This window comes from Chitinophaga rhizophila, from assembly GCF_019492185.1.
GTDB classification, from domain to species: domain Bacteria; phylum Bacteroidota; class Bacteroidia; order Chitinophagales; family Chitinophagaceae; genus Chitinophaga; species Chitinophaga rhizophila.
Window position 1 is genome coordinate 831,322 of record NZ_JAICCF010000003.1, and the last position, 23,978, is coordinate 855,299.

The 23,978-nt window shown below is 44.5% G+C and carries 23 protein-coding genes; 9 read left to right on the top strand and 14 right to left on the bottom strand.

Annotated features, from left to right (window positions below; all coding sequences use genetic code 11):
• The first annotated feature begins 17 nt into the window (after nucleotides 1-17).
• A complete protein-coding gene (locus K1Y79_RS17935; protein ID WP_220251540.1) occupies nucleotides 18-1,070 on the top strand; it encodes a nucleoid-associated protein in 1,053 nt (350 codons plus the stop codon).
• A 587-nt stretch (nucleotides 1,071-1,657) separates the two neighbouring features.
• Here the strand turns inward: K1Y79_RS17935 and K1Y79_RS17940 are convergent.
• From K1Y79_RS17940 to radA, 5 genes are all read right to left on the bottom strand, one after another.
• Nucleotides 1,658-3,106 (bottom strand): PSP1 domain-containing protein, encoded by a 1,449-nt coding sequence (locus tag K1Y79_RS17940; RefSeq protein ID WP_220251541.1) that lies wholly within the window; start codon nucleotides 3,104-3,106, stop codon nucleotides 1,658-1,660.
• Nucleotides 3,107-3,233: 127 nt separating this feature from the next.
• Nucleotides 3,234-4,373: a DNA polymerase III subunit gene (locus K1Y79_RS17945; protein ID WP_220251542.1), complete on the bottom strand. Its 1,140-nt coding sequence runs from the start codon at nucleotides 4,371-4,373 to the stop codon at nucleotides 3,234-3,236.
• A gap of 9 nt (nucleotides 4,374-4,382) precedes the next feature.
• Nucleotides 4,383-4,916, bottom strand: a complete 534-nt coding sequence (locus K1Y79_RS17950; RefSeq protein WP_220251543.1) for a glutathione peroxidase — start codon at nucleotides 4,914-4,916, stop codon at nucleotides 4,383-4,385.
• 102 nt (nucleotides 4,917-5,018) lie between these two features.
• On the bottom strand, nucleotides 5,019-5,735 hold the full coding sequence (locus K1Y79_RS17955; protein WP_220251544.1) for a ComF family protein: 717 nt from the start codon (nucleotides 5,733-5,735) through the stop codon (nucleotides 5,019-5,021).
• Between the two features lie 33 nt (nucleotides 5,736-5,768).
• Nucleotides 5,769-7,139, bottom strand: coding sequence for a DNA repair protein RadA (radA, locus tag K1Y79_RS17960; RefSeq protein ID WP_220251545.1), 1,371 nt, complete (start codon nucleotides 7,137-7,139; stop codon nucleotides 5,769-5,771).
• A 703-nt stretch (nucleotides 7,140-7,842) separates the two neighbouring features.
• Here radA and K1Y79_RS17965 point away from each other — a divergent pair.
• From K1Y79_RS17965 to pyrH, 6 genes are all read left to right on the top strand, one after another.
• A complete protein-coding gene (locus K1Y79_RS17965) occupies nucleotides 7,843-8,532 on the top strand; it encodes a zinc metallopeptidase (protein WP_220251546.1) in 690 nt (229 codons plus the stop codon).
• Between the two features lie 398 nt (nucleotides 8,533-8,930).
• A complete protein-coding gene (gene rplM / locus K1Y79_RS17970) occupies nucleotides 8,931-9,374 on the top strand; it encodes a 50S ribosomal protein L13 (protein ID WP_220251547.1) in 444 nt (147 codons plus the stop codon).
• A gap of 14 nt (nucleotides 9,375-9,388) precedes the next feature.
• Nucleotides 9,389-9,778, top strand: a complete 390-nt coding sequence (gene rpsI, locus K1Y79_RS17975; protein WP_220251548.1) for a 30S ribosomal protein S9 — start codon at nucleotides 9,389-9,391, stop codon at nucleotides 9,776-9,778.
• Between the two features lie 74 nt (nucleotides 9,779-9,852).
• The gene (gene rpsB / locus K1Y79_RS17980; RefSeq protein WP_220251549.1) at nucleotides 9,853-10,866 is read left to right on the top strand and encodes a 30S ribosomal protein S2; all 1,014 of its coding nucleotides are present in this window, start codon (nucleotides 9,853-9,855) and stop codon (nucleotides 10,864-10,866) included.
• A gap of 125 nt (nucleotides 10,867-10,991) precedes the next feature.
• Nucleotides 10,992-11,819, top strand: a complete 828-nt coding sequence (gene tsf / locus K1Y79_RS17985) for a translation elongation factor Ts (protein ID WP_220251550.1) — start codon at nucleotides 10,992-10,994, stop codon at nucleotides 11,817-11,819.
• A gap of 177 nt (nucleotides 11,820-11,996) precedes the next feature.
• Nucleotides 11,997-12,710 carry a UMP kinase gene (gene pyrH, locus K1Y79_RS17990; RefSeq protein ID WP_146303196.1) on the top strand — a complete coding sequence of 238 codons (714 nt, stop codon included), beginning with the start codon at nucleotides 11,997-11,999 and terminating at the stop codon, nucleotides 12,708-12,710.
• A gap of 159 nt (nucleotides 12,711-12,869) precedes the next feature.
• On the opposite strand, the gene K1Y79_RS17995 is transcribed toward pyrH, so the two are convergent.
• Entirely contained in the window at nucleotides 12,870-13,955 is a 1,086-nt protein-coding gene (locus K1Y79_RS17995; RefSeq protein WP_220251551.1) for a DUF3298 and DUF4163 domain-containing protein, read from the bottom strand.
• A gap of 128 nt (nucleotides 13,956-14,083) precedes the next feature.
• Here K1Y79_RS17995 and pdxH point away from each other — a divergent pair, with 128 nt between their 5' ends.
• Nucleotides 14,084-14,728: a pyridoxamine 5'-phosphate oxidase gene (gene pdxH / locus K1Y79_RS18000; protein ID WP_220251552.1), complete on the top strand. Its 645-nt coding sequence runs from the start codon at nucleotides 14,084-14,086 to the stop codon at nucleotides 14,726-14,728.
• Nucleotides 14,729-14,880: 152 nt separating this feature from the next.
• On the opposite strand, the gene K1Y79_RS18005 is transcribed toward pdxH, so the two are convergent.
• From K1Y79_RS18005 to K1Y79_RS18030, 6 genes are all read right to left on the bottom strand, one after another.
• Complete coding sequence (locus K1Y79_RS18005) at nucleotides 14,881-14,997, bottom strand: 30S ribosomal protein THX (protein ID WP_220251553.1); 117 nt, start codon at nucleotides 14,995-14,997, stop codon at nucleotides 14,881-14,883.
• Between the two features lie 154 nt (nucleotides 14,998-15,151).
• Nucleotides 15,152-15,421 carry an HU family DNA-binding protein gene (locus K1Y79_RS18010; RefSeq protein ID WP_012788562.1) on the bottom strand — a complete coding sequence of 90 codons (270 nt, stop codon included), beginning with the start codon at nucleotides 15,419-15,421 and terminating at the stop codon, nucleotides 15,152-15,154.
• Between the two features lie 306 nt (nucleotides 15,422-15,727).
• On the bottom strand, nucleotides 15,728-16,030 hold the full coding sequence (locus K1Y79_RS18015) for a DUF4286 family protein (protein ID WP_220251554.1): 303 nt from the start codon (nucleotides 16,028-16,030) through the stop codon (nucleotides 15,728-15,730).
• A 13-nt stretch (nucleotides 16,031-16,043) separates the two neighbouring features.
• The gene (locus K1Y79_RS18020) at nucleotides 16,044-16,808 is read right to left on the bottom strand and encodes an exodeoxyribonuclease III (protein WP_220251555.1); all 765 of its coding nucleotides are present in this window, start codon (nucleotides 16,806-16,808) and stop codon (nucleotides 16,044-16,046) included.
• A 95-nt stretch (nucleotides 16,809-16,903) separates the two neighbouring features.
• Nucleotides 16,904-19,660, bottom strand: a complete 2,757-nt coding sequence (gene metH, locus K1Y79_RS18025; RefSeq protein WP_220251556.1) for a methionine synthase — start codon at nucleotides 19,658-19,660, stop codon at nucleotides 16,904-16,906.
• Nucleotides 19,661-19,704: 44 nt separating this feature from the next.
• A complete protein-coding gene (locus tag K1Y79_RS18030; RefSeq protein ID WP_220251557.1) occupies nucleotides 19,705-20,721 on the bottom strand; it encodes a homocysteine S-methyltransferase family protein in 1,017 nt (338 codons plus the stop codon).
• A 520-nt stretch (nucleotides 20,722-21,241) separates the two neighbouring features.
• On the opposite strand from K1Y79_RS18030, the gene K1Y79_RS18035 reads away from it, so the two are divergent.
• Nucleotides 21,242-21,439: a hypothetical protein gene (locus tag K1Y79_RS18035; protein ID WP_220251558.1), complete on the top strand. Its 198-nt coding sequence runs from the start codon at nucleotides 21,242-21,244 to the stop codon at nucleotides 21,437-21,439.
• A 293-nt stretch (nucleotides 21,440-21,732) separates the two neighbouring features.
• Here the strand turns inward: K1Y79_RS18035 and recR are convergent, their stop codons facing one another.
• A complete protein-coding gene (gene recR, locus K1Y79_RS18040; RefSeq protein ID WP_220251559.1) occupies nucleotides 21,733-22,350 on the bottom strand; it encodes a recombination mediator RecR in 618 nt (205 codons plus the stop codon).
• Nucleotides 22,351-22,420: 70 nt separating this feature from the next.
• Complete coding sequence (locus K1Y79_RS18045) at nucleotides 22,421-23,908, bottom strand: Ig-like domain-containing protein (protein WP_220251560.1); 1,488 nt, start codon at nucleotides 23,906-23,908, stop codon at nucleotides 22,421-22,423.
• Between the last annotated feature and the right edge of the window lie 70 nt (nucleotides 23,909-23,978).

Genomic DNA, 23,978 nt, shown 5'->3' on the forward strand with positions numbered 1-23,978 from the left:
ACTATTTTCGCCTGGCCATGATACATGTTTCAGAATTTAAAGATTTAGAGCGCCTTTCCATCCATAAAGTGGGGAATGCCTCACAGGAGGAAGCATTGATATGTTCTCAGGAACCACTGGAATTGAAGGATGAAGCGATCAGCCAACTGCTGCTGACATACTTTATACAGCCCTTTACAAACAGTGCAGAATACTTCCGTTTCTTTCACGAAGCAGAGCTCCAATTAAATGAGATATTTCAATATTGCCGCCGTATCTTTGAAAACAGGGACAATTTTCACGAGCAATCAGTCAATATTGCCAAACATCTGTACAAGCATTCCACTCATCCGAAGATCAAGGGAGGAGAACTGTATATAGCCTACTTTAGTAAGTGCCAGGTTGATGGAGAGGACGTCGAGGCAATCGGTATTTTTAAATCAGAAAGCAGGGATACCTATCTTAAAGTTTTCCTGGCCAACGACAACTATCATGTGGATTATGAAGATGGCATCAATATCAACAAGCTTGATAAGGGATGCCTGGTCTTCAACACAGAAGAAGAGAACGGGTACAAAGTCAGCATCATAGATAGCATCAGCAAACAGAATGAAGCAGTTTACTGGAAAGACGCTTTCCTGCAGGTACAACGCCGTGAGGACAGTTATCACCAGACAGAACTGGCAGTGAACATGTGTAAGAAGTTTATCCATGATAAACTCCCTGATCAATATGAGATCAGCAGAGTGGATCAGGTGGACTTACTCAATAAGTCGGCTGCTTATTTTAAAGAAAAAGAGCAGTTTGACATGGAGGAGTTTGCCCAGGAGGTATTAGGGCATCCCGACGCTATTCAGTCATTTAAGGAATATAAAGATGAGTTCCAGCAGGAGTTCCATCAAGAATTTCCTGATGAGTTTGATATATCCTCTCCAGCAGTTAAGAAGCAACAAAAGGTCTTTAAGACTGTACTGAAGCTGGATAAGAATTTTCATATTTACATACATGGTAACAGAGAGATGATTGAGCGGGGATTTGACGAATCGACCAATCTGTCTTATTATAAGCTCATGTTTGAGAACGAAACCTGATTAAACTTTTTTTCATAAGCAAAAACCAATTGTTAAACAAAGGCTGTTCTTCCGGGCGGCCTTTTATCATTTCAGGACGTTTCTCTGTTTTCACTCCCTCATTTCTTAAGTTGTTCATTTTCAATCAATTTATTTTGATGCACCGGTGCTGTATGTGCTGGGGGTGAATGCCGGTTCTCCAATTTTCCCTGGTTAAAATTGCGGGTGCGGATCCGGGTACTCTGCCAGATTCGTTTACTAATGTTCGACTAATGTTTCATATTATTCCTGCACCAAAAGGGCACTAAAAGGTCACCTCAATATCCCCGGGATATTGAGGTGACCTTTTGGTGCCCTTTTGGAACCGGGAGGAAGTAAGACATTAAGCGGCTTCAGGTAGCACATTTAACTACCATTATTCTATGCCAATAATCATTTTAGCAACCTGCAGGCTGCCGGCAACCGGGTAGGGCAGGGCTGGTTAACAAGGCTTCAATGCCGGAAGAGGTGAGTTATTGCAGTCAGAAGGCGCGGGGGGTAGGGTAAATGCATAAAAAAAGGGTACATCCTGTTACAGATGTACCCTTTGAATGGTATTTAACTGATGATTATTTCTGCTTTTCGCGCGGCTTTGGCGGCTTGTTTTGTCCACCGCCACCAGGCTGTTTAGGCGTATTCTGAGGATTACGCTCTTGCTGCTGAGGCTTAGGTCCCTGAGCTGGCTGGCGTTGCTCTTGCTTCTGCTTAGGCTGCTGTTGCTGACGCTGTTCCTGCTTGGGTTTGTTTTGTTGCGGACGGCCTTCCTGCGCTTTCTGCGGGCGGTTTTCCTGCTGCTTTTGTTGCTGAGGAGGGCGGTTTTCCTGTTTAGGTTCCGCTTTTTTACCTGCCGGCTGTTGTTGCGTTTGTTCCTTCTGCTGTTTATGTTTTTGTTTCTCCTTGTCTTTATGTTTACGCTTCTGAGAAGTTTTCTCCAGTGAGCGCAGGCTTATCTGGCCTACTACATCTGCAAAGCCAAGGTCTGTTTCTTTAGGTTTGGCAGCTACAACTTCTACAGCTTTCAGATCATCAGGTCTGATATTCTGTTTATTGAGCTGGCGTATTTCCTTCACGCGTAAGATGGTGAGAGGATATTGTTTGTTACTGTCGCCATAGGAGTACCACATCAGGTTTTTGAAGATATCTCTTTTCTGAAGGGTTGCTACGCCATTGGCGGTCTCTATGGTATCTGCATCTTCTGGGAACTCCTTGAGTGCATCCAGGTAAGTATCCAGTTCATAGTTCAGGCAGCATTTCAGGCGGCCACATTGGCCGGAGAGTTTTGCCTGATTGATGGACAGGTTCTGGTAACGGGCAGCGGTGGTATTCACGCTTTTGAAGTCAGTCAACCAGGTAGAGCAGCAAAGTTCTCTTCCGCAGCTACCGATACCGCCTACTTTTCCGGCTTCCTGGCGGGCACCTATCTGGCGCATTTCCACCTTAACGCGAAATTCGCCGGCGTAGAGTTTAATCAGTTCACGGAAATCCACCCTATCGTCAGCTGTATAAAAGAAGGTGGCTTTACGGCCATCAGCCTGGATTTCTACTTCTGCAAGTTTCATTTCCAGACCTATACTGCGGGCAATTGCTCTTGCTTTGATGAGGGCATCCTTTTCACGGGCTTTATTATCCTGCATCCTTGCAAGGTCTTCGTTAGTGGCGCGGCGAAGTACTTTCTTTACTTCAGGAGTATCTTCCACGCGTCTTTTCTTCATCTGTAATTTAACCAGTTCGCCGGTAAGGCTGATCTGTCCGATGTCGAAACCACTTACACCCTCTACAGTTACCATTTCTCCTTTATCCAGGATCTGTTTGGTGGTGTTACGGTAAAAATCCTTTCTGCTACCGTTATTGAAGCTAACTTCTATAATATCAAATGGTGCTAAGCTATCACTTAAGGGAATATTGGCCAGCCAGTCAAATACGTTCAGCCTGTTACAGCCTCCGCTACTGCATCCTCCATTACTCTTACATCCTGACGGCTTTCCCTCTGCACCTGTACCACATCCGGCACAAGCCATATAAATCGGTTTAAATTATTAAATGAAACACACCCGGGCATTGGTCCGGGCGCTTAAATATATATAAAAGCCCTTATTCCGTAAGGGCCGGAATAAACAAAGATAACGGAAAATGCCCTTGTTCGCGTCACACGGCTGGAATAGGCCGCTTTTTAAAGATATACTGCAGTTTTAAAGAAAGTGCGTGGAACAATAGTTTTGCATTCGCATTACGTTCAATGTAGTAACAGGCATTGTCCAGTTCCTGCATGATCTGCTCCATCTGCTGAAGGTCTGCGAGTTTTTGCAGTTTGAAGGCAAAGTCTGATTCCTCTTCTGAGAACGCCAGCAGTGATTTGTCTATGTACTTGAGTCTCAGGGTATGTTCCAGCAGGTTGATAAAATACCGGAGGAATTGCTTTTGGTTTTCGCGTCCCATTTTGGCGCTGGCAATACCTTCTACCCATCCCTGAAGCGCTACGCGGTTAGACGTAAATATATAGTTGAGCCAGTTGCGGAGCAGTTCGTGATAGTCATCATCCGAGTGCTGGAGCATGTACAGGGCTTCCCTGTAATTGCCGGCAGCGATAGTTGCCGCTTGTCTTGCTTTGGCTGCGGGTATATGCGCCCGGTTTACCAGTGCATCTACCACCACTTCTTTTGGTAGCGGATTTACTTTGATAAGATGTGTACGAGACAGGATAGTGGCCAGGATCTGTTCCTGGTTTTCGGCCACGAGCAGAAAAATGGTATTGTCTGGCGGTTCCTCTATCAATTTCAGCAGCCTGTTTCCCTCATTGCCGAGGTATTCAGGCATCCACATCAATAATATCTTGTAACTGCTTTCAAAGCTTTTAAGACTCAGCTTACGGATAATGTCCTGACACTCCATCGCTGTAATATTACCCTGTTTATTCTCTGCACCAATAAACTGCAGCCAGTCATATGCGTTGCCATAAGGGTGCGTGTCTACAAACTCGCGCCATTCGGCGGCATAGTCAGCGCTGATAGGCTTATCTCCCGGCTTGCGGGGAATAACGGGATAAGAGAAATGTATATCAGGGTGTATATATTTACCTGCTTTGGTACAGGCCTGACATTGCCCGCAGGCACCATCAGGCTGTTTATTCTCGCAGACCAGGTATTGTGCAAATGCAAGACCTAACGGCAGTCCTCCTGTACCTTCAGGTGCCAGTATGATGTTGGCATGGCCTAGCCGGTTTTGTTCTGCAGATCTGATTAATTGTTGCCGTATATCTTCCTGACCTATGACATTCGAAAAAAGCATGGGCGCAAATTAGTATTTCTTTTCTATCGCCGCCGTTACTTCAGGGGAAAGAGGTTGTGTCTTCGGAGAGAATACTGCCACCAGGTTACCTTTTTCGTCCAGCAGGTATTTCTGGAAGTTCCATTGTACTTCTGCAGGTTCAAAGTGTTTTGTTTTGCTTTCGTCAGCCAGCCATTTGTAGATAGGGTGGATGTCAGCACCTTTAACAGATACTTTGGCAGCCATCGGGAAGGTTACTGCATATTTTTTAGTACAAAATTCTTTGATCTCTGCATTGGAACCAGGTTCCTGCTGACCGAAGTTATTAGCCGGGAAACCGATGATTACCAGGTTCTTTTCATATTTCTTGTACAGTTTTTCCAGTTCAGCGTACTGAGGGGTATTGCCGCACATAGAAGCTGTATTTACGATAAGGATCTTCTTTCCTTTATAATCGGCGAAGTTGATCTTACCGCCATCAACTGATTCTACTTTGTAGTCGTATATAGCGCCTCCTTTCATAAATAAGAGCATTGAAATTAATAGTGTCTTGAGCATCGTCATATCAATAAATTTAAATGTACTGTGATTGTAAATGTGTGAGCAAATAAAATTAAGTAAAATATTGTATATAAGGTGTTAATGATGGACGGGGCAGTATCACTTTCAATGGCGCGCAATAGCCAGTGTACATACACTTACCCTGGCACCGGCACTGATCAGCAGCTGGCTGCATGCTTCGATAGTAGCGCCGGTGGTAATAACATCATCTATCAGCAGCAGGTGTCTGCCTTCCAGGTTTGGCCGTTGCAGCAGTGCAAAGCTTTCTGATACATTCTGCCAGCGCAGGAGGCGGCCTTTCCGTGTTTGCGAAGCCGCCTGATTATTGCGCACAATAATATCTGTAAGCAGCGGTTTACCGGTAACCGCTGCTACGCCTGTGGCGAGTACCACTGCCTGATTGTAACCGCGTTTGCGTATCCTGTCGGGATGCATGGGGATAGCCAGAAGGCCATCTGTTTCGTATAGCCAGCTGCTTTGTGAAAGTGCGAGTCCCATTTGCCGCCCGAGATGCCCGGCAATATCTTCCCGTTGGTTGTATTTGAACTGGTAAATAAGTTGTTGCAGTAAGGAGCCTTTCCTATAGTAACAGGTTGCCATGGCATGCCGTATATCGACCCTTCCCCAGAAGAGTTTTTCCACAGGATTGTTGGAGATATGTTGGAAGCCGGTAAATGGCAGCCGCCTATGGCAGCGCAGGCAGAGAATCTTTTCAGCTGGTGATAGCTCCATCCCGCAGCCATCGCAGGCATGTGGATAGAATAAATGGAGCAGGGAGGATAACAGGCTTTTCATTATCAGCAATGGATGATCAGTTTTCATCCTGAAAATAATGAAAAGCCTGTGATGGAAAAGTTAAAAGAGGCCGCGGTATACTTCATCAACCCTGCCTACGGGTACTACCTCTATATTGAACTTGGCAATATCGGTACCTTTCTTATTGTAGCGGCTGATGAATATCTTTTCAAAGCCGAGTTTTTCTGCTTCAGCTACGCGTTGCTCAATACGGTTTACCGCGCGTATTTCTCCGCTCAGGCCTACTTCACCCGCAAAACAGATTTTACTGCTGATAGGGATGTCTTCGTAAGACGATAGCAGGGCGCATAATACTGCCAGGTCAATGGAAGGATCTTCGACACGTATGCCACCCGCGATGTTGAGGAATACATCTTTAACGCCGAAATGGAAGCCGCCACGTTTTTCAAGTACAGCAAGTAATAGCTGAAGACGGCGAAGGTCAAAGCCGGTAGCTGTACGTTGCGGAGTGCCATAAACAGATTGTGTTACCAGCGCCTGTACTTCTACCAACATAGGTCGCATGCCCTCGATAGTGGCAGCGATGGCTACGCCGCTTAGCTGATCTTCCCGTTGGGAGATGAGTATTTCTGAAGGATTGGTTACCTGCCGTAATCCACCGCCGGTCATCTCATAGATGCCCAGTTCCGCAGTAGAGCCAAAGCGGTTTTTGATAGTACGGAGGATGCGGTAGGCGTAGTGCTGGTCGCCTTCAAATTGCAGTACTGTGTCAACCATATGTTCCAGTATTTTCGGACCGGCGATAGCACCATCTTTAGTGATATGACCGATGAGGAATACGGGCGTATGGCTTTCTTTGGCAAAGCGTTGCAGTTCAGCAGTTGTTTCTCTTATCTGGGATACGCTACCGGGAGCAGATTCTATAAAAGGAGATTGCAGTGTTTGAATAGAGTCAACGATGACTAGTTGCGGACGAAGCTTTTTTATTTCCTGAAAGATGGTTTGAGTAGATGTTTCAGTCAGCAGATAGAAGAGGTCATTTTTAACCTGTAATCTGTCTGCTCTCATTTTTATTTGTTGAGCGCTTTCTTCACCACTGATATAAAGTGTAGTGATGTCTTTGAGTTGCAATGCATTCTGCAGGAATAGCGTGCTTTTACCAATACCAGGTTCACCGCCTACAAGTACCAGGGATCCTGGTACGATACCACCGCCTAATACACGGTTCAGCTCTGCATCAGGAGTGAGTAATCGTTCTTCAGCAATGCCGCTTATTTCTGAGAGGTTAACGATATTGTCTGATCTTCCGCTTTCTTTTTCAGGTGTCCAGTTTGTATTACGCAGAGGAATATCTTTTTGTACTTTTTCCTCGACGAATGTATTCCATTGACCACAACTAGGACATTTACCAGTCCATTTAGCTGATTCATATCCACAATTCTGACAGAAGAAGGCAGTTTTAATTTTCATGCAGCAAATTTAAAACGGAAATATCGGGCTTAATAAAATGAAAGATAAATATGAAAGAGCGATAAGTAGTTGAAAAGATAAAATTGAAAAGATGATCATCGATGATTTTATGGAGATGATGTATAAAATGATTTCGTGTAATGATGAAAAAGTTGGAAGTGGGGACGATGTAAACGTTAAAATTTTGGAAGAAACAGGTGGAGTCAAAAGGTATTAAAAAGAAAAGAGCCAACAGAAAATTCTGCTGACTCTTTCTACTTACTAACCCATTAAATTCACGTCTAAATTACTAAATGGCTACAGAATAAAAAAGTTTATTTAATTGATGTGAATAACTTTTGATGACTTTTCATAATGTGACAGATCTGCCACCATAGCACGTTCCAGCCGGTGCAGGCATTCAATTATACTTTCATTAAAAGGGTGTAAAAGGTTGATAAATAGGAATGATGCCGTCATAATTTATATATGAATTTCGGATCATAAAATGATTAATTGCACCTGACATATAGTCCGATTATAACATATGAAAAGACTTGTGACGCCATATTGACAGTGTTAAATTTCTTAATTGGCAGGTAATGGCAGGTAGTTGGGCGGTCAATTCTTAAGGAAATCCTAAATCGATGTACCTGGGGTGATTTGGAAGGCAATTTGATGGATAGTAACAGTAATTTTGTACTGATTAAACTACAATTTGATTATGACACCTGGCTTTTTTCTTATATCGCTAATCTTCGTTGGGATTAGCCTTTTGGTAAGCTGGAGACTGAGGAGCAAGTTTTCGGAGTATAGCGCAGTACCGACCACATCGGGGCTGACGGGCAAGCAGATTGCCGAGAAGATGTTGAAAGACAATGGAATATATGATGTGCAGGTCGTTTCAGTGGATGGTTTCTTATCCGACCACTATGATCCGACTAATAAGACGGTAAATCTTAGTCCGGAGGTATATTCAGGGGCAAATGTAGCTGCTGCGGCTGTGGCAGCCCATGAGTGCGGCCATGCGGTACAGCACGCCCGCTCTTACCAGTGGCTCACTTTGCGTTCAAAATTGGTACCGGCGGTACAATTTAGTTCTAATCTTGTGCAGTGGGTGCTGATAGGGGGTATATTATTAATTAAGGTCTTTCCGACCCTCTTACTGGCAGGTGTGATACTGTTTGGTGTGACTACAGTGTTTTCGCTGGTAACCTTACCGGTGGAGTTTGACGCTTCCCGCAGGGCGCTGGCGTGGCTGGATAATACCAGCCTGATGAGGAAGGAGGAACATGATAAAGCGAAGAATGCATTGTGGTGGGCAGCAATGACTTATGTAGTTGCCGCTGTATCTTCTGTGGTGACGTTGTTGCATTATCTGATGATATACATGGGGGCCAGTCGCCGGGATTAACGAATGTATCTGTTAATAGATATAGAAGGTCGGAAGGGTTTCTTCCGGCCTTCTTTTTTTGAAGTTAGCCATTGGAAGGCGGGAGATTGTGATATGGAGGTTATGGGTAAGGGTGGGAGAGCGTTTAAAGGAATAGAGCAGGCTATATGATTAATAGTTAGAAATACATATTCATATATAATTGATTAACAGCTGAATTATAGTCAGGCTTTAATTACGGCTGCGCATGTTAATAACTATTAGTCAAAATTATTATTGAAAATCAGTTAGTTGCAAAGGTGTCTCTCAAAAAAAGCCATGAAATGTATTGTTATTTGAAATAAGAGATTTAGTTTTGCACTCCCAATTTGTTTGGGATGTTATATCAAGACCTAAAACTTTTATTATAATATACTATAATGAATACTTTAAGCTTCAAGACTAAATCGGCCAACGACGCTACAGTTACGCGTGAGTGGCACATTGTAGACGCCACTAACCTGACTTTAGGAAGAATGAGCGCGAAGATTGCGGCCATCTTAAGAGGCAAAAACAAGCCTTATTATACTCCTCATACAGATTGTGGTGATTTCATCATCGTTATCAATGCTGAGAAGATTCAGTTCACTGGTAACAAGTGGAATGACAAAGAATATCTGACATTCTCTGGTTATCCGGGTGGTCAGAAAGCAGAGGTAGCTAAGGATCTGGTTCGTCGCAGACCAGAACTGATCATAGAAAGAGCTGTAAAAGGTATGCTGCCTAAAAACCGTCTGGGTCGCGCTATGTACAAAAAATTGTTTGTATATGCTGGCGCTGAGCATCCTCATGCTGCGCAGAAACCGAAAACATTAACTTTCTAATTTTTCTCTGATACATGGAAAAGCAAAAAAACACTATTGGTCGTCGTAAGGAAGCCGTTGCCCGTGTTTACATCAGCAAGGGTACAGGTAACATCGTAATCAACGACAAAGACTATAAAGAATACTTCACACTGGTTTACCTGCAGAATCAGGTAGAACTGTCCCTGAAGACTATCGACGCTACAGACAAATTCGATATAAAGGTAAATGCTGCTGGTGGTGGTATCAAAGGTCAGGCAGAAGCTGTAAAGCTGGGTATTGCACGTGCACTTTGCGAAGTGAACATAGAATACCGTCCGGCGTTGAAAGCTGCTGGTCTCCTGAAACGTGATCCAAGAGGCGTTGAACGTAAGAAACCAGGTAAAGCTAAAGCTAGAAGAAGCTTCCAGTTCTCTAAACGCTAATCGTGATGAATGCGTACTACTATATGTGTTGCGCAGATTATTAACATTGACCTTTTATAACAGAGTATAATAACATGGAAAATAATACCTCATTACAGCAGCAGTTACTGGAGGCAGGTGTACACTTCGGTCACCTGAAGAAAAAATGGAACCCGAAGATGCTGCCATACATCTTCGCAGAAAAGAAAGGTATTCACATCATTGATCTGAACAAAACCGTAGAAGGTTTACAGGAAGCGGCAGCTGCCCTGAAATCTATCGCTAAGAGCGGTAAGAAGATCATGTTCGTAGCCACTAAAAAGCAGGCTAAGGAAATCGTAGCAGAAGCTGCAAAACGCGTAAACATGCCTTTCGTAACTGAAAGATGGTTAGGTGGTATGCTGACAAACTTCGCTACTATCCGTAAGAGCGTTAAGAAAATGCAGAGCATTGAGAAGATGCTGACTGATGGTACTTTCGACAGTATCACCAAGAAAGAGCGTCTGACTTTGACTCGTGATAAAGATAAAATGGAGAAAGTACTGGGTGGTATCTCTCAGCTGGCTCGTGTTCCTGCTGCGCTGTTCCTGGTTGACATCAGCCATGAGCACATTGCACTGGCAGAAGCTCGTCGTCTGGGTATCTCCACTTTCGGTATGGTTGATACCAACTCCGATCCTACTAAAGTTGACTTCGCAGTTCCTGCGAACGATGACGCTACTAAGTCAATCGCAATCATCACTAACTATATCGCTGCTGCAATCGCAGAAGGTCTGGCAGAGAGAGCTAACGAGAAAACTGACGATGTAGTTGAAGAAGAAGAAGACGATAACAAGTCTCTGAAGTTCGAGCTGGAAGGCGGTGAAGATCGTGAAAGAGGTCGCAGACAAGGCGGCGGCGGTCGTGGCCAGGGTGGTCAGAACGCTGGCGGTCGTGGTCAGGGTGGCGGCAACCGTCCTGGTGGCGGTGGTAACCGTCCTGGTGGCGGTGGTGGCAACCGTCCTGGTGGCGGTGGTAACCGTCCGGGTGGTAACCGTCCAGGTGGCGGTGGCGGCGGACAGCGTCGTCCTGCTGGTTCCGGCGGTCCTAAACCAGGTGGCAACAGATAATTTCTGTTTAAACAACATAAATCAATTGCGAATTGTGGAACAGACTTAATGCTCCATGGTTCGCAATTGAGCGTTAATACTTGATAAAGAATAAACATTAATCTATAATAAACTCATTATAAGTTATGGCAGCAACAATTACAGCAGCTGATGTTAACAAACTGCGTCAGCAAACTGGTGCAGGTATGATGGATTGCAGAAAAGCATTGGTAGAAAGTGATGGCGATTTCGAGAAAGCAGTAGACTACCTGCGTAAAAAAGGACAGAAAGTAGCAGCGCTGCGTTCTGACCGTGAAACCAAAGAAGGTGTAATTATCGCTAAAACTAACGCAGAAGGTAATTCAGGCGTTGTTGTAGCACTGGGTTGCGAAACTGACTTCGTTGCTAAAAACGAAGACTTCGTAAAATTCGCACAGTCTATCGTTGATCTGGCGCTGAGCAGCGGTGTTAATACCGTAGAAGAACTGGGTGCTGCTACCCTGGATGGTGCAAGCGTTAATGATAAAGTAAACGACCAGGTTGCTAAGATTGGTGAGAAAATCACCCTGGCTAAATTTGAAAGAATTTCTGCCGCTTCTGTAACTGCTTATATCCACGGTAACTACCGTATGGGTGTACTGGTAGGTTTCTCTGCAGCTACTTCTGAAGAAGTAGGTAAAGATATCGCTATGCAGATCGCAGCTATGAACCCAATCGCAGTTGACGCTGATGGCGTTTCTCCTGAACTGATTGCTCGTGAGAAAGCTATCGCTATTGAGCAGATCGCTGCTGAAGGTAAAACTGGCGATATGGCTGAGAAAATCGCTGCTGGTAAAGTGAACAAATTCTTCAAAGAAAATACACTGTTACCTCAGGCTTTCGTAAAAGACAACAACAAATCTGTTGCAGATTACCTGAAGTCTGTAAGCGCTGATCTGAAAGTAACAGGATTCACAAGAATCGCATTAGGCTAATTAAATTGCCTGTCGAAAAGGGAGAGAATAATCATTCTCTCCTTTTTTTTGCGCTTTTGTAAGTGAATGCTCCAGGTGTACGTAAACTGGTAAAATACCCCGTTCGGCATTTTTTTATATATTCGGGGACTGTAAACTATTTACTAACTAACATTTTCATATCATTTTTCATAAGTCATGTTGCCAAAGTATAAGCGTATTTTACTCAAATTGAGCGGTGAATCCCTGATGGGAGAAGGTAATTATGGTATCGATCACAGAGTGATCACGCAGTATGCGTACGATATTAAAGCTGTGACCGACCTCGGAGTGCAGGTAGCCGTAGTAATTGGAGGTGGTAACATTTACCGTGGTATGAACGAAGCTGAAACCGGCATTGAAAGAGCCCAGGGTGACTATATGGGTATGCTGGCAACAGTGATCAACGGTATGGCCATGCAAAGTGGTCTGGAGAAAGTAGGCTTATATACCCGCCTCCAGTCTGCTATTAAAATGGAGCAGATCGCAGAACCTTACATCCGCCGCCGTGCTATACGTCACCTTGAAAAAGGCCGTGTAGTGATCTTCGGAGCCGGTACTGGTAACCCGTATTTCACAACAGATACTGCGGCTTCCCTGCGTGCTATCGAAATCCAGGCTGATGTGATCCTGAAAGGCACCCGTGTTGACGGTATCTACACTGCTGATCCTGAAAAAGATCCGACTGCTACCCGCTTTGAATCTATTACTTTTACCGAGGTATACCAGAAGTCTCTGAATGTAATGGATATGACCGCATTCACGCTCTGCCAGGAAAACAAACTGCCGATCATTGTATTCGACATGAATAAAGCAGGTAACCTGATGCAGGTAATTATGGGTAAGAATGTAGGTACGCTGGTAAAAGGATAATTCCAGTTGTAAACCCTACCCGGATGTGAAAGAGAGAAAAGAGGGGAACAGCACAATTTATTAAAACAGCTTTTTCGATTCATATATCAGGAATCCGAATAAGACAGGGAATGAATGTATCTGCATGCATTCCCTGTCTGTTATTCTGGTTCCTGATTTTTATTTCAGCAGCTTTTTAATATCCTTAAAAGGTATGAACAGGGTAATCTGCCCCATTGCATATGGCCCGATTTCATACGGGGTATAGCTGAAACCGATACCTTTATCTGTTACCAGGAAGTTGTCGTTAGGTTCAATTTCCTTTACCAGCAGCATTGTTTCAAGTCTGCGACCTGGTTCTATATTATAGATCTTCCGGATAGATTTCTCCAGTTCCGGTATCAGTGCTTCTTTGTATTCAGGTTTGAGTATATCTTCCGGCTTCAGCACTTTCTTCTTCTCAAGATCGAGTACCTGGTAGTGCGCGCCATAGTTACCATGGGCACCGCCGGTAAATTCATAGCTGAAGTACTCAAGTACCAATAGCGGATAATTATTCCATACCACTTTCATATCGGCGTCAGCGCCCCAGCTGGCAGCCGCAGGGATACCTTCAGCAGTGTCCAGATCTTTGCCGGTCACTTTATAAGTAGCCAGGAATGAGTCTATATCTCTTTTGAGGAATTTAACCGGATCTGTGATCGGCTTACCGTCAGTGATATTCTTACGTATAAAGTCTGCAACGCTTGCATCTGTACTTGCAGCGGGCCATAAAATGCAATTAGTTGCCTGTCCTATGGGGGTGTTAGGATTACCCGGGTACAGGGGGAGGGAATCAGACCCATACAGTACATCCAGGGAAACCGCATTTTCAAGGCTTGGTTTGAGCTCAAACGGATAGGAGGTACCCTTGCCCCTCCAGGTACCTTTAAAGCCTCCCAAGCTATCCAGTTTGCCCGAAAATAACCTTTCTTCATTTGGGTCTGTATTTTCTGATACAATCACCTTATCACCTTCAGGAGTTCCCCATATCATGATTGGCTCGCCGATCTTATCATAACTATAATAGCCGCGGAATACCCAAGGACCAGCTTTTATCAGATCCATGGTGATAGGTTCTGTGCCTATCTTCCCTTTCAGATGCAGATAGTAAAAAGGTGTTTTCGTAGGGTCCGGTGCTTTTGCCGCCTGGGATGACTGCTTTGTTTTGGTGCTGCATGACACCAGCACACAACAGGTAATAGCGAATAATAGTATGGTTCTCATGCAATAAAAGTAATAAATATTTGATTCGGTAAATGGCTGGTCATGCCTGGCACTGACTATGATCATAGCACCCTCGTCCGCTAGATCCTTTGTTTATAAGTATCTTTGCGTCAGTTAAAAACAGGACCATGTTGAATAAAGAAGTAGCAGATCTGCGCAAAGACTATCGCCTTGCTTCACTTGATGAGCAGGATGTGGCACCGGACCCATTACAACAATTTGAACGTTGGTGGAAGGATGCCACCACAGGACAGCTGGAAGAGCCTAATGCGATGACCCTGGCTACCAGTACACCTGATGGTTTTCCGTCTGCGCGTATTGTATTGCTGAAAAGTTTCGATGAAGAAGGCTTTGTATTCTTCACCAACTACGAAAGTCAGAAGGCACAGGATATTGCCGCTAATCCCAATGTATCATTATTATTCTTCTGGAAAGAGCTGGAAAGGCAGGTGCGTATATACGGAACAGTTAGCAGAACCTCCTCTGAAATTAGCGATGAATACTATAATAGCAGGCCTATGGGTAGCCGCGTTGGAGCAATTGCTTCTCCGCAGAGCCGTATCATACCGGGGCGTGCCTTTCTGGAAGATAGTGTAAGAATTGTTGCAGAAAGATATGTGTTGGAAGACCCTAAACGTCCTGTATACTGGGGTGGTTATGTGGTTAAACCAGTAAAGGTTGAATTTTGGCAGGGGCGTAGTAGCCGTCTGCATGACAGGATATTATACTCACAGGAGGGTGGAAAGTGGATTATTGACAGACTTGCGCCATGAGATAAGGGCAAAAAATAGGAGATAAGAATTAGGAATTAGGAATTTCAGTTGTGACAAATGCTGTTTCGCCTGAATTAAGCCAGGAAAATAAGAAGAGGATTTTAATACCCGCGTCTCTATTCCTGATTCTTAATTCCTAATTCCTAATTGAGTTAGGCTTTCTTTTCAGCCTTAGCAGCAACGGCTTTCTTTGGTTTTGCTGGTCTTGACTTACCGAAAGAACCGTTAGAAATCTTGCCTTTTTTGGTTTTGATATCACCTCTACCCATTGTGAACAGTTTGAAGTTTTATAGTTTGATGTTTGTTAACTGAGGATATTACACCCCGCTAATTAAGCCGCAAATTACGTAATAGCCGGGGTTAAATGCAAAAAAAAAGCAAGAAACAGTGCTGTTCCTTGCTTGAATAAGTTAAGCTAACAGATTAAAGCTTGTCGGACAGAGCCTTACCAGCCTTGAATTTAGCAACTTTCTTAGCTTTGATCTTGATGATCTGGCCAGTCTGTGGGTTTCTACCGTTACGAGCAGCACGTTTAGAAACAGAGAAAGTACCGAAACCTACTAAGGTTACTTTACCACCTTTTTTCAGGGTATCTGCAACAGCTTTAGTGAAAGAATCCAGTGCTTCGTTAGCTTGGGTTTTAGTGATACCGGCATCTTTTGCCAGCTTGTCGATTAATTCGGCTTTGTTCATAGCTAGTAAGATTTAACTAGTGAATAAAATGTTTGATGTGAGCAAATATAGCGCGTTTTATCAGATTACCAAATTTTTTGAATCTTTTTTAACCAAAAAAACATCGGCTGAAAGCGCCTACAGGTAACGGTTACAGCAGATTGGCACTTCTCGGGGCATCGTTAGGAAAGACGCCTCGTTTTGATGAAAACCGCTATGATAGCATGTTTGCTGTTGTATTTACTATAAACGCATCAACGTTCCAAGTATTGTACCAAAGTCTGAACCCCCGATGATCAGTGGATTTCCTGTGGATAAGTTTAACATCTACACTATCTGCATCACTGTATTGAAAGATACAAACTGATTGCTGAAAACCTCGTAGCTGCGCTGTCTTAGCTGAGGTGCATGTTCTGCAAGAAACGTCTGATAATTCTCCAGTGTATCTGTAAAGTACTGAGCTGAGTAGGTAGGACCATCCTCATCATCCTGCTCAAGTAGTCTGCAGATACGGTAATCATGAAAAAGCCCAGTAGCCATTATCGCAGGGATATGTTCTTCTTTCATCCATTGCAGCCACCGCTCATTAATGGAGTGAGTTACCTTAGTTGTTACGTTGTAAATAAGCATGTATAATATGGCTTTAGGATTCCAGTTGAAGATATATAGGGCAATGGTCTGAATGCTTTATATCCTGCCAGATCTGCGCGTCTTTCAGCCTTGTCTGCAAAGATGTAGTAACACTGATATAGTCGATACGCCAGCCCTTGTTATTGTTCCTTGCATTAGCACGGAAGCTCCACCAGCTGTATTGATGCGGCTCCGGATGATAGTGCCGGAAAGTATCTGTAAAGCCGCTGGCAAACAATTTGTCCAGCCATGCACGTTCTTCCGGCAGAAAGCCTGAAGAGTTCTTATTACCTACGGGATCATGGATGTCTATTGGCTTATGGCAGATATTATAATCACCGCAGATTATCACATTCTGACGCGTTGTTTTAAGCTGCTCTACATAGCCATAAAACTCATCCAGCCACTGGTATTTATAGGTCTGCCTTTCATCTCCACTGGTACCTGATGGCATGTAGGTATTGATCAATGTAATATCACCAAAGTCAAGGCGGATAACGCGTCCCTCAGCATCACTCTGCATGAAGCCGTTACCATATTGTACATAATCAGGCTTTATTCTGGTCAGTACGGCAACGCCGCTGTAACCTTTCTTTTGTGCAGGATACCAGTAATGTTCATAACCCAGCGCCTCAAACTGCTGATAGTCTACATTGTCTTTATGCGCCTTGATCTCTTGCAGGCAGATAATATCGGCAGGATCTGTTTTCAGCCATTCGGTAAAACCCTTAGTCATGGCAGAACGCAGTCCGTTTACATTATAAGAAACAATTCTCATGGTGTGGTAAGTCAATTATCCACGGAAATCGGGATAATAGTGTTGGTTATAAAAAAAAGCCGGCAGCCCTGAGACTACCGGCTCTATCGAATCATTTACATGTCGTATTCCAGTACGGGGCGAAGCCATTTTTCAGCTTCTTCTATTGTCCATCCCTTACGTGCTGCATAATCTTCTACCTGGTCTTTTTCGATCTTACCAAGGCCGAAGTACTTAGCTTCAGGATGGGCAAAATACCAGCCGCTAACGCTTGAAGCAGGATACATTGCCAGAGACTCTGTAAGAGTAATACCGGTATTTTCGGTTGCATTCAGCATGTCAAACAGCTTGTATTTCTCTGTGTGTTCAGGACACGCCGGGTAACCAGGAGCTGGGCGTATACCTGAATATTCCTCGCGGATCAGCTCATCATTGCTTAATTGCTCATTGTTGGCATACCCCCAGAACTCTTTTCTTACCCGCTTGTGCATCAGTTCTGCGAAGGCCTCTACAAGTCTATCTGCAAGTGCTTTTAACATGATGCTGCTATAGTCGTCAAGGTCTGTCTTGAATTGTTCCAGCCACTTCTCGATGTCACCGCCAGTTGTTACCGCAAATGCCCCCATATAATCCTGGATGCCTGATTCAACCGGCGCAATGAAATCGGCCAGTGAGAAGTTCGGCTGTCCTGGTGCTTTCTTTAGCTGCTGGCGCAAACATTCCAGCTGCACTGCGCCTTGTCCTGGTTGAGGGGATTGTACCGTGATGGTATCATCTGCTGTACGCTGTGCAGGGAACAGGCCGATTACGCCATTTGCAGTTAGCCATTTTTCTTCTACAATACGCTTCAGCATTACTTTGGCGTCTTCATACAGGCGGCTTGCTTCTACACCCACGATCTCGTCTGTAAGGATCTGAGGGAATTTCCCGTGCAGTTCCCAGGATATAAAGAATGGCTGCCAGTCAATATATTCTGCTATTTCAGCCAGGTCGTAATTGTGGAACGCCTTTACGCCCAGTTGTTTAGGTACTACTGGCTTATAGTTGCTCCAATCTTTGATAGCCTTGTGCTGGCGTGCTTCTGCAATAGGCAGATATTGTTTTACCGGTTTCTTATTCCGGAAATTTTCATTTAGTTTCTGGTATTCCAGTTTAACATCGTCCAGGAAGGTCTTTTTTAGTGCCTTGTTTAACAGGCTTCCTGTAACTGTTACGCTACGTGATGCATCCAGTACATGGATTACGCCATGTTCGTACTCCGGAGCGATTTTAACAGCTGTATGGGTACGGGAAGTAGTTGCTCCACCAATGATGAGTGGTACTTCAAACTGCTGACGTTTCATTTCCCTGGCTACATGTACCATTTCATCGAGGCTAGGTGTAATCAGACCACTCAGGCCAATGATATCTACCTGTTCCTCGCGTGCTTTCTGAAGGATCTTTTCCGCAGGTACCATTACACCCATGTCTACTATGTCATAGCCATTACAGCCAAGCACTACGCCCACAATATTCTTACCGATATCATGTACGTCGCCTTTCACGGTAGCCAGCAGAATCTTACCAGCAGATTTCACCACACCACCATTCTCAGCTACCAATCGTTGCTTCTCTTCCTCGATATATGGGGTGAGTACAGCTACTGATTTCTTCATCACACGGGCGCTTTTCACTACCTGTGGTAAGAACATTTTACCACTGCCAAACAGGTCACCCACTATATTCATACCGTCCATCAGCGGTCCTTCGATCACATCGAGCGGACGTGGATACTTCTGACGGGCTTCTTCTGTATCGGCATCAATGTAATCGGTAATACCGTTCACCAATGCATGACTAAGTCTTTCTTCTACAGTGCCATGACGCCAGGACTCATCTTTTTCGATGACTTTACCTTTACTTTTTACTGTTTCAGCAAAAGCAATCAGTCGTTCTGTTGCATCTTCGCGGCGGTTCAGAATAGCATCATCACACAGTTCACGCAATTCAGGCTCTATCTCATCATATATCTGAAGCATGCCGGCATTGACAATACCCATATTCATGCCCGCCTTAATCGCATAGTATAGAAATGCGGAGTGCATTGCTTCACGTACTACGTCGTTACCACGGAATGAGAAAGAGATATTACTAACCCCGCCGCTTACGCTGGTCAGAGGCATCAGTTCTTTAATACGGCGGGTGGCATTGATAAAGTCCACCGCATAGTTATTATGCTCTTCTATACCCGTTGCAATTGCAAAGATGTTCGGGTCAAAGATGATGTCCTGTGGATCAAAACCTACTTTTTCCGTAAGTATCTTGTAGGAGCGGTGGCAGAAGGCGACTTTTTTCTCTTCAGTATCTGCCTGGCCATATTCATCAAAAGCCATTACTACCACAGCAGCACCAAATGCTTTGCATATGCGGGCCTGTTCAATGAATTTAGCTTCTCCTTCCTTCAGGCTGATTGAGTTTACAATACACTTACCCTGCAGGCATTTAAGGCCTGCCTCGATGATGGAGAATTTACTGGAGTCAATCATCACCGGTATCTTGGAGATATCCGGTTCTGCAGCCAGCAGGTTAAGGAAAGTAGTCATTGCTTTTTCGCCATCGAGCAGGGCGTCATCCATATTCACATCCAGCACCTGGGCCCCATTTTCTACCTGCTGACGGGCTACGGAAAGCGCTTCTTCATAAAGGCCTTCCCTGATCAGGCGGGCGAATTTCTTGGAGCCGGTAACGTTGGTACGTTCCCCGATATTGATAAAGTTAGTCTCAGGCCTTACCACCAGTGGTTCCAGACCGCTCAGGCGGAGGAAGGGTTTAATGGTGCGGTTAGCAGGCGCTTCAGCTTGTATGGTATCTGTAGAAGTGATTGTATCGCTCATTTGTGTTACTGTAGTAATTGTAGGAATACCCTGTTTATATGGATTTATGCCAGTGTTTCCTCCTGTACAGGAAGGGGTCTTGGACGCATTGTCTTAACATGTTGTGCAATATGACGAATATGGTCCGGCGTTGTTCCGCAGCAACCACCCACAATATTCACAAATCCCTCCCGCGCAAAATCTTCGATGATATGTGCCGTTTGGTCAGGTGTTTCGTCATATTCGCCAAACGCATTTGGCAATCCGGCATTAGGATAACAGCTGACATTGCAGGCTGCAATCTGAGACAGTTCCTCAATATAAGGACGCATCTGATTGCCTCCCAGTGCACAGTTCAGGCCCACTGAGAATGGTTTTGCGTGCATTACAGATATGTAGAATGCCTCCAGGGTCTGACCACTCAGGGTTCTGCCAGAAGCATCGGTAATAGTACCGGATATCATTACAGGCAGTTCTGGCTGTGCTATGTCGCTGAAGTATTTCTTAATAGCAAAGATGGCCGCCTTACTGTTCAACGTATCAAAAATTGTCTCAATCAGCAGGATATCTGCACCACCTTCATGCAATCCCTTCACCTGCTCGTAATAAGCGTCAACTACCTCGTCAAAGCTAACAGAACGGAACCCCGGATTGTTTACATCAGGTGAGAGTGATAATGTTTTATTCAGAGGACCAATGGCACCGGCTACAAACCTGGGCTTATCCGGTGTCTTTGCTGTATACTCCTGGGCCGCTTTCTTAGCAATACGGGCAGCCGCAACATTCATCTCGAAAGCAAACGCCTGCATATCGTAGTCTGCCATCGCAATGGTCGTACTGCTGAAGGTATTAGTCTCAATAATATCAGCGCCGGCTTCAAGGTACTCTTTATGTATAGCTTCGATAATATGAGGCTGTGTAAGACAAAGCAGGTCATTATTGCCTTTTACATCAAGATGATAGTTCTTAAAACGCTCACCTCTGTAGTCGGCTTCTTCCAGCTTATAACGCTGGATCATAGTACCCATGGCCCCATCGATGATCAGAATGCGCTCAGCCGCACATTGGGATAATGATTTCATATTTGTAATACGTTTATTAGTTACAGTTTAATAATGTCTGAGGGTCGAACAATAAACAAATCCACCCGCAGAAACTAATAAACAAATGTACTTAATAATTACCTTATAAAATAGGCTCCGGGCTTGCATTTAAGCGTCCTGACACTAGTCATGCCGCCGCCTTCATAGAATCAGGATAACCTGACAATGCGGCGACCTGTCAGCTATTAGTTTATACAAAAACTATTTATAGCCATGGGCGCGGCTTTCAGGCTTATATACCACGTCCGTTCCGGACAGGAAAGAGAAAAAATTTGTTTTGATTTATAAAGTCTACTATATTTGTAGGGTAATAGGGAGTTCTGCTTCCATAATGAGAATTACGATGCAAAAAGAGGTTCAACAATCACCAGGGCTATTCATGCCCCTGCACACGCTTCTTCTGAACAACAGCTGTCATCACCAGCGCTGTTGTTGCTAACCGGCACATTACCACCATTGACCGCTTAGTTTCTTAACCTGCATTTAAATCATTATTGATATGAGTATTGCTGAGCATGTAAACAGCCTGCAGCAACACCTGGCACAGTATGGACTGTACCCGGTACCTGCTGACGCTGACCGACAGGGGTCAGAAGTATTTAAGATCTGCTTTCTAAACAAGTATGAGATGCAACGCTGGAAAGAATTGAGGGAAAATGAGCCGGCAGCAGAAGAGCCGAAGAAAGAAAAGCGTTGACCTGTTGCCGCTGAATAACACTCAGTAGCGCAATAACAAAGATATAACATGGGTGAATACCCGTCAATATACTGGGCAGTATGCAGCCAATCCACTGTGAGCCTGCCCCTAAAAGACGAAACCAACCATCACCTTTTTTCATAACGTGGAATTACAGGTTAAACACACACGGGTGTTATTCAGCACTCGTATCTTTTTAAGCAAAACGCTGAACACGAAATGGACATCCATTCTGTGTTCAGCGTTTTGCTTATCAGTGTATGCTGTAAAACGTTTAGTATACAGCCTGTATATTATTTCTGTACGTAGCTCTCTAATGGCAGCCTGTTGGAAATAGATCTGGCCAGCGTCATCTCATCCGCATACTCCAGTTCACCGCCAAAAGCAATACCCCGAGCTATTGTTGTGATCTTAACCGGAAACTCCTTCAGCTTCTTTGAAAGATAGTAGATGGTCGTATCACCCTCAATTGTAGGACTGAGTGCCATAATGATCTCCTCAATTCCCTGCTGTTGCACCCGCTCCACTAGTGAATAAATATTCAGCTGGTCCGGCCCGACGCCATCAATAGGAGAGATGATCCCGCCCAATACATGGTACACCCCATTGAATTGCTGGGTATTCTCAATCGCCATCACATCTCGGATGTTCTCTACCACGCATACCAATGCCTTATTACGTGACGGACTACTGCATATACTGCATACTTCCTGGTCAGATACGTTATGGCATACCTTGCAGAATTTAATCTGCTCCCGCATACGGGTTATAACCTCACCAAACAGTTTTACCTGTCCGGGGTCCTGCTTCAGCAGGTGCAGGACAAGACGTAACGCTGTTTTCTTGCCTATGCCCGGCAACCGCGCAAACTCATTAACTGCATTCTCTATCAGGGCGGAGGAAAATATCATACTGTAAAATTAACTCAATTACGGATGATGCGTACGAATTGTTATCCGGGAGGTTCCTACCATCAAGTGGCTAAATATTGACCCTTATCTTGACGCCCCAGTTGGCCTTTATATTCTCCTTCTTAGGAAAGCTGACTACCCGTTCCGGCTGTTTCTTTGGGGTGCCGTAATAAACGCCCCGATCCCATTTGCCATTATTATTTTCATCCAGCAGGATATATACTTCATACTCTGCCGGCGTAATACGCTTCTGTATCCACGTACCATTCACCACCTTTCCAGCGTACTTAATCTCTTTATTCACGACGAGCTGTGCTACATAGTGCATCGTATCGCTGATATTTGCCTTGGCACTATCGCTTAGCACGAGGGTCAGCATAGCTTTACCATAGTCAGACTCTTTCTTGGCGGCAAAGCTGATCGTATCTGACTTGGTAGGCTGCAACCCGGTAGTATCAGCTACTGACTCCTTTGGTATGATCAATCTGTAAGGTTTACCTTCCTTCCAGTCATAATTCACATATAGCTTCGTCCTGGTGGAATCCATAGATGTGGTAAACTCCACTGGGGTGAACAGCGTATCCTGTGTGAGGGTGAAGGCTGTACTATCAAACGTTTTAAGCGGTGCACTAAATGTCACCAGCAATGGCTTTCCCAGTTCCTGTCTGTTATCTGCCAGGTCTGGCGATATATTCAGAATACGTCTTTTCTTTTTATCTTTTTCCTTCTCTTTCTCTTCTTCCCGCTTATCTGCCTCTTCCTGTGCAACCTCCGCATCTGTTTGCATGTCGTCCGGCTTCTTCAACGTGCTATCCTGCTCTGTGAACAGCAGCATGGTGATATCGCTCAGGTTTTGCTCGCGCAGGTGTAACAGGCTATCATTAAAAGCAATCATTTCCTTCGGCTGATTATACTGCAGGTCCCGGTCTTCTTCCTTAAGCGCAAATAGCTTATAGTCGCCGGGTGCCATATTCCTGAACCAGAACGAGCCATTACCTTTGGAACGGGCAAAATATACAGGCTTTTCCTTCGACACTACGGAGTCAACATCACTGCGGTAGATCATTACAGATACATTACTGTCAGGTCTGCCGGTCTGTGCATCTATGATAAAGCCTCTTACCTGTAACGAATCCAGGTAATCGCCGGTAGATACCACATATTGAAAGTCCTGAATAGGATTACTTTCATTATTGTCACGCACTGCATCACTGAAGTTGAATGTATAAGTGGTATTCTCCTGCAGGGTATCCTTAATCTCCATTGTTACTGTACGTAACTTGTAGGTTACGGTAGGTGTGCGTTTTAGCGTAGGAGAGACGATGAGCTTCTCAAATACATTGTCTACCTGCACAAATTCATTGAATGTGAAGTATACCTTTTTACTATTGAAATGAAGGGTTGAATCCGCCGGACTGATATTCACTACTCTTGGTGCCAGAGTATCCTTCGGGCCACCACTTGGAGGAACGATATTGGCACAGCCCGGAATCAGATAAATACAGGCGCTTATCACTAACAGCCAGACAGCCCAGCAACGGAAATTATGAGTCATCATTTAATTGTGTTATTCCAAAAACCGGTTCCAAAGATCAAACTCCAATCAGTAATATCCAAATCTGCCACTC